Genomic DNA, 6,810 nt, shown 5'->3' on the forward strand with positions numbered 1-6,810 from the left:
AGGGTTGTTTGAATTCGGCGTTTTTTTCACCCAACAAATATGAACCAGTTACAATTTGTTGTTTTTACGAATTGCGTAGATTATGATGGTGTTGAAACATCAAATATTAAATTTTGGTGGTTTTGAATTTTTTTTTAATTCCTGTATTTGTAAAATTCTTTGCGGAAATATTTTCCGTTGTTTTGTACTCAACATGAGTTCATTTGAGTTTATTGTTATTAATCTGAGAAAGTGAACAAAACTGAACAACACCTATTTGAAGCGCTCACTGAGATCAATCAGTGGGAATGGCTTTCCCTGCCCAGCGTGCGAAGTTTGGTCGGAAGGCATGTATACTTTTGTTTGGCTAATGAGATTATGAAAAATGTAGAAGTCCGTGCCGGACAACCCCTGAAACAGGTTTTATTCCATCCCGAATTCACAGACAGAGCCATCCGAATGAAATTGCGTGAATTTGAAAAGGATGGGCTCATCGAAAGACTCCCCGATGACATCGACAAACGCTATCGACGCTTGGTGCCGACCCAGGCACTGGTTGATGCCATTCACAAGCATGCAAAAACCTTGCGTCAGACGATTGAAAAATCAGTTTATTGCGTGGACAAACATTGACAAATTGACGCCGGGTCGTTTGTTGATTTTGGCATTTGTGATGGTCTGCTGGCCAGTCCAATCCCAAGCCACTCAGGCGTACCGCAGCATGCTCCCCGACATGCTGCAACGGCACCCAGCGGTTCGTGCGGCGGATCAACAGCGGCAGGCGGCGTCACAAGAGGTGGAGGGCGCACGGTGGCAATATTTTCCGACACCATCCATCGGCGTTGAGAGCAGCAATCAAACCAGCCAATTCGCTGATTCAAAGATCCGTTTTGTGCGGCTCCAACAACCTCTGTGGACAGGGGGGCGACTGACAGCGCAAACCGATCGTGCCAAAGCACAACTGGAACTGGCTGACGCCACTTGGCGTGAACAAAGGCACAACCTCGCCATACGCTGGCTAGAACTCTGGGCCGAATCCGCAGCCGCCCGAAGCAGGGTTCAAGCCTATGCCGAATCCGAAGAATTGCACCTGCGGTACGTCAGGCGTGTACAGGCGCGTGCCCAAGAGGGGCAAATCGCACGCAGCGAAATACAGCTTTCGATCTCACGCTTGACCAACGTCCAAGCTGAACTCGAATTGGCACGTGCGCAGCAACAGCAAGCCATGAACAAGTTGTTACAAATGTGGGGTCGAACATGGTCGGCAACGGACTTCCCCCATCTGCCTGATCTCAGAGGTTCCGAGATGGACACCATGCACATCCACACTGGAGCGGTTGCGCAAAACCATCCGGTACTTCAAAAAAGCCGAGCACAAATACTGCTGGCACAAACCGAGGTTGATTTTGCGCGAGCACGTCTGTCGCCCGAGGTCTATGCCAGAGCCGAAATATCACACGGCAACATCAGTGGAGACGTTCAAAAAGCTTTCATAGGATTGAGCACAAGCTTGGGTGGTGGCCTGTCAAACCTGACGGCCATCGGTTCTGCGCAAAGCCGAGTTGAAGCACAAAGGCAAGAGCTCGAAGTGCGAAGCAAGGAGTTGAGCGATGTGCTGACCGCCGATCAAATCAACCACTTGAGTCAATCGCAAAGAGCACTGCAATTTCATCAATCACTGGAAGCCGCGCAGGCATATCTTCAGTCATCAGAAACGCAGTTCGACAACGGCCGCCGCAGTTGGCAAGAACTCATGAACAGCGCTCGTGAAAAATCCCAAATACGTGCTCAGTTGACGGACGCCAGCGCACAAGCCTGGCTGGCTGCACAACGCCTGCGCCTGAACTACCAAGGTCTGGAAGACTACCTGGCCCGGCCCGCGCGCTGACAGGACCATGGCCCCTCCAACCCACACACCCACCAGCATGGCCCCCCCCAACTCCTCCCAAGCCCTGACCGCCTGCCTGATGCGCCTGTCGCAGTTGCGCCGCGAACCCATCGACGTGTTGCAAGTGCAGTCCCTGCTGCGCGAAGCCCAACTGCCAGAGCAAGTCACCCCGCCCCAACTGCTGCAGGCCCTCACATCGCTGGCCCAAGCGCAGCGCTGGCCCCGTCCGCAAAGCAGTGGCCAGCCCGACCCCTCGCGCCTGCCCGCACTGTTGCTGGAGCCAAACCAGCTCCCCGCCCTCATTGTGGCCAGCCGCAACGACGGCACCTGGACCGTGCAGCGCTGGAGCCCCACGCTGCGGCAATTCAGCGAAGAAGCCGTGCGCGACTTCGCCACCGGCAGCCAGACCGTACGCCTGCGCATGGTGGCCAGTTTTTCGCCATCGGCCAGCCCCAGCTTCCAATTGGTCTGGAGCGAAATCTGGCGACATCCCCGCGCCGTCATCGACATCGCCGCCGCCACCCTGACGGTGACGGTGCTGGCCCTGGCCACCTCGTTCTACACCATGCAGGTTTACGACCGCGTGGTCCCCACCCAAGCCAGCAGCACCCTGCTGACGCTCACCCTCGGCGTCATCGCCTCCATCTTGCTTGAAGTGCTGGGCAAATGGCTGCGCTCGCGCCAGATCCATCACCTGACCGATCTCATCGACCAAAGCCTGGCCCGCACCGTATTTGGTCGCTTTCTGCACATCCGCCTCGACCAATTGCCGCCCAGCGTCGGCAGCACCGCCTCGCGTCTGCGCGGCTACGAAAGCCTGCGCAGCTTCCTGGTCAATCTGGTCACCCAGGCCATGGTCGACATCCCGCTGGCCTTGCTCACCTTGCTTGTGCTGTTCCTCTTGGCCGGCAATCTGGCCTTGATTCCGGGTGCATTTTTGGTCGCCGGGCTGATCGCAGGCACCATCTCCAAGCGCCGCATCGAACACCTGACCCGTCTGGCCACGCCTGCAATGCACCAAAAATCCGGCATCCTGGTCGAAAGCATCGAAGGCGCCGAAACCATCAAGTCGGGGCAGGGCGGCTGGCGCATGCTCTCGCGCTGGCTTGACATCACCGACGAAGCCCGCCAGTACGAGCACCGCTCCCGCGTCCTGACCGAAAACGCCCAGTTCATGGTCGGCGCCTTGCAACAACTGGCCTACATCACACTGGTGGCCCTGGGCGCATTGACCATCGGCATGGACGACTTCACCATGGGGGCTCTCATCGCCTGCTCCATTCTGAGCGGGCGCATCCTCAACCCCATCGCCATGGTCCCCAATCTGCTCATGCAATGGGCCCAAACCAAGGTCGCCGTCGATGACCTCGACCGCTTCTGGAAACTGCCCTCCGATCACCCCGAAGGCACCCAGCCCCTGGTGGCCCCTCTGCACGGCCAATACAGCCTCAGCAACATCGACATGCAATACAGCGGCACGCAGGCCCTGCGCCTGCCCAAGCTCGACATCCGCGCCGGAGAACGCATCGCCGTCATTGGCGGCATCGGCAGCGGCAAGACCAGTCTGCTGCGACTGCTCTCGGGCATGTACAAGCCCCAGGGCGGCCGCATCCTGCTCGACGGCATGGAACTCGAACTCATCGCCAAAGACTGCCTGTCCGAGCACATCGGCTTTGTCGCACAAGACGGCCGCCTGTTTGCAGGCACCCTGCGCGAAAACCTCATCCTCGGCCTGGCCGACCCCGGCGACGAAGCCCTGCTCATCGCGGCCCGCCGCACAGGGCTGTTTGACGCCGCCATCGCGCCGCACCCCAAAGGGCTCGACCGCGAGATCTTTGAAGGCGGCCAGGGCCTGTCTGGCGGCCAACGCCAACTGGTCCACTTCACCCGCGCCCTGTTGCGCCAGCCCAGCATCTGGCTGCTGGACGAGCCCACCGCCTCGATGGACCCGCCACTGGAGCAGCGCGTGCTGCAAACCCTGAGCGAAGAACTCCAAAAGCGGCCCGACAGCACCCTCATCCTGGTCACCCACAAACCGCAGTTGCTCGGGCTGGTCCAGCGCATCATGGTGCTCAACAACCAGCAACTCATGCTCGACGGCCCCCGCGACCAGGTCCTGCAGCATCTGCGTGCTGCACCCCCTCCAGCCGCCCCGGCACCGGCAAACCCATCTGCTCCCCCTACCGCACCCGCGCAGGCCACACCATGACCGCCACACCCTCCATCCGTCCAGGCGCAGGCCTGCTGCTGCTCGGCACCCTGCTGGCTTTTGTGCTGTGGGCCGCGTGGTTCGAGATCGACCAGATCGTCCGAGCCACCGGCCAGATCATTCCGCAAGAGCGCACCCAGATCATCCAGGTCGCCGACGGTGGCGTGCTGCAAGAACTGCACGTCACCGAAGGACAAACCGTGCGCAAAGGCCAAGTGCTGGCCCGCCTCGAAAACCAACGCGCCAGCGCCGGCGTGGACGAAGTCCGCAACCGCATCGCCGGCCTCGAAATCACCCGCCTGCGCGCCCAGGCCGAAGCCAGTGCCCAGCTCTTTGCGCCCAACGCCTACCGGCGCAGCCACCCCGACCTGGTGCAGGCCCAGCAATCGCTTTACCAGCAAAACACCGCTGCACTGCAGCAAGAAACCGCCGCCCTGCGCGGCCAGTTGCGGCTGGCCGAAGAAGAGCAGCAACTCAATGAACGGCTCTTCAATAGCGGCGACATCAGCCGAGTCGAACTCATGCGCGCCCAGCGCCAGGTGCTCGACGTTCAGCAACGCATCCAGGCCACGCAAGACAAATTCCGCTCCGAAGCCCGCAGGGAACTGGCCCGCATCGAAGACGAAATCACCGCCCAGCGCAGCCGACTGAAAGAGCGCCAGAGCATCTATGACCACACCATCCTGGAAGCCCCGACCAACGGCATCGTCAAATACCTGCGCATCAACACCCTGGGCGGCGTGCTGCGCCCCGGTGATGAGCTCATGCAAATCTCGCCCACCCAGGGCCAATACCTCGTCGAAGCCAAGATCAACCCCGCCGACATCGGCCAGCTCGAAGTGGGCCAGCACGCCACCCTGCGGCTCGACGCCTTCGACTACAGCATCTACGGCCCCGCACAAGGCCGCCTGGACTACCTCAGCTCGGACACCCTGAACGAGCCCGGCCCCGACGGCCGCAGCAGCCAGACCTATTACCGCGCCCACCTGAGCCTGCAACTGCCAGCAAACAGCCGCATCCGGCCCGAAGACATCAAGCCCGGCCTGACCGTCAGCGTTGACATCCAGACCGGCCGCCGCAGCGTGCTGCACTACATCGGCAAGCCGATTGCGCGCGCCTTCAGCGGCGCGTTGGGCCAAAAGTGACAAACACCACAAACGTGTAAAAAATTTATTTTTGTACTCAGAAAATTATTTGGTAAGAACTTTGTGATACATTAATTTCTTTGCCTTGGCTGGATGTTTTTACATGACAAGTCTCATCAAAACCATCAAAATCAAGAGTGGCGCAGCTGCGCAAAAGCTCCGCGCCCAACCGGGCCTGGATCTGAATTGGGTCATTGACGGGGTGCCCTACACCGGCCAAACGCACATCCATGGCAAAGCGGTGCGACTGGTGCGCAAGGGCCGTGCGCTCGAAGTGCACATCGAAGGGCAAAGAGACGCCGCCTTGGTCGTGCAAGACTTTTATGCAGCCAACCACGTGCCCGAAAGCGCTGAGCCGCAGGTTCTGAGCGACCAGCAAGTGCAGCTAGTGCTGCAATCGGGCGCCAGCCAGCCGGGGGCTCATGCAGACGCACCGGCAGCACCCGTGGCCCCCGTGGATGCTGCGATGGCACAGACCGCTGCAAGCTCGACGGGCTTGAGCACCGCCACCGCGCCAGCCCCTGTGGCTGACAAGGGGGTTGGTTCCGGAACGCTGTTGTTGGGCGCACTGCCCGTTGCAGCGTTGGCGGGAGGTGGCGGTGGCGGTGGCGGTGGCGGTGGGTCTGCACCTTCACCTGCACCTGCACCCCAACCCGTCAGCACCACCATCAACGGCCAGGTCATGCTGGGTCCGGTCATTGCAGGCCATCAGCTCACCGTGCAGTTGTATCAGGCAGACGGCACAACCCCTCTGGGCAGCCCGGTGGCGGTGGACAACGATGGCCGCTTCACCGCCACGGTGACGGGCTACAGCGGCGTGATCAAAGCCAAGCTCATCGACGGCGGCAGCGCAGCCGACTTCAAGGACGAAGCGACAGGGGCCAGCAAAGACGTCAATGCCGAACTCTGGGCGGTGGGCAACGTCACCTCGGGCACCCCACTGACGCTGAACATCAACCCCCTGACCACACTGGCCTACAACCTGGTGGCCGCCAACCCCACGCCAGCCCAGGTCGAATCGGCCTTGGCAGCGGTCGAAACCGCCTTTGGCCTGACGACTGGCTCGCTCAAGTCCACCCCTCCCGTTGCCGTCAACAGTGACCAATGGGCAACCACAGACAAAACCAGCGCGCCCGCCAAGTACGGCATGGCGCTGGCCGCCTTGTCGGGCATAGACGCCCTCAACGGTGGCGACATGGCCAAAACCATCACCGAATTGACAACCGGCCTGGGCACCAACGGCGCACTGACAACCGCAGCACAAAACCGGCTGTTGGTGGGTGCCGCGCAGGCCAGCAACAGTGTGACGGGGGCCAACCTCACCCGGGTCATTGCCACCACGCTGGAGCCGGGGGCTCAAGCCGCGGCAGCGGCGGTCGCGCCCGGCACCAATGTCGCCGTGCTCAGCCCCTCTGTTGTGGCCTGGCTGGAAGCCGAGCAACTGGCGGCCATGACCGCCACGCAGCTTGGCACCTTAACGACCACCCAACTGGCGGCCCTGACCCCCATCCAAGTCGCTGCCTTGGGCAACAACGTCACCACGCTCAGCGCCACCCAATTGGCGGCCCTGACCCCCACCCAATTGCAAG

General features: G+C 60.7%; 4 protein-coding genes and 1 pseudogene. All 5 read left to right on the forward strand.

Annotated elements, in window-relative coordinates; translation table 11 throughout:
• The first annotated feature begins 231 nt into the window (after positions 1–231).
• Positions 232–612 (forward strand): hypothetical protein, encoded by a 381-nt coding sequence (locus tag ACIQ47_RS13780; RefSeq protein WP_396438663.1) that lies wholly within the window; start codon positions 232–234, stop codon positions 610–612.
• A 100-nt stretch (positions 613–712) separates the two neighbouring features.
• Entirely contained in the window at positions 713–1,867 is a 1,155-nt protein-coding gene (locus tag ACIQ47_RS13785) for a TolC family protein (protein ID WP_396438666.1), read from the forward strand.
• 37 nt (positions 1,868–1,904) lie between these two features.
• The gene (locus ACIQ47_RS13790) at positions 1,905–4,076 is read left to right on the forward strand and encodes an ATP-binding cassette domain-containing protein (protein WP_396438664.1); all 2,172 of its coding nucleotides are present in this window, start codon (positions 1,905–1,907) and stop codon (positions 4,074–4,076) included.
• On the forward strand, positions 4,073–5,221 hold the full coding sequence (locus ACIQ47_RS13795; protein WP_396438665.1) for an HlyD family efflux transporter periplasmic adaptor subunit: 1,149 nt from the start codon (positions 4,073–4,075) through the stop codon (positions 5,219–5,221). Before ACIQ47_RS13790 ends, ACIQ47_RS13795 begins: the two co-directional genes overlap by 4 nt.
• 103 nt (positions 5,222–5,324) lie before the next feature.
• A pseudogene (locus ACIQ47_RS13800) lies at positions 5,325–6,810 on the forward strand (hypothetical protein); the annotation flags it as partial.

Source organism: Limnohabitans sp., from assembly GCF_044373035.1.
Taxonomy (GTDB): Bacteria; Pseudomonadota; Gammaproteobacteria; order Burkholderiales; family Burkholderiaceae_C; genus Limnohabitans_A.

Bases quoted from the DNA above. Each gene is read 5' to 3' on its own strand.
- ACIQ47_RS13785 (WP_396438666.1), top strand. From the start codon at position 713: ATGCTGCAACGGCACCCAGCGGTTCGTGCGGCGGATCAACAGCGGCAG.
- ACIQ47_RS13790 (WP_396438664.1), top strand. From the start codon at position 1,905: ATGGCCCCCCCCAACTCCTCCCAAGCCCTGACCGCCTGCCTGATGCGC.
- ACIQ47_RS13795 (WP_396438665.1), top strand. From the start codon at position 4,073: ATGACCGCCACACCCTCCATCCGTCCAGGCGCAGGCCTGCTGCTGCTC.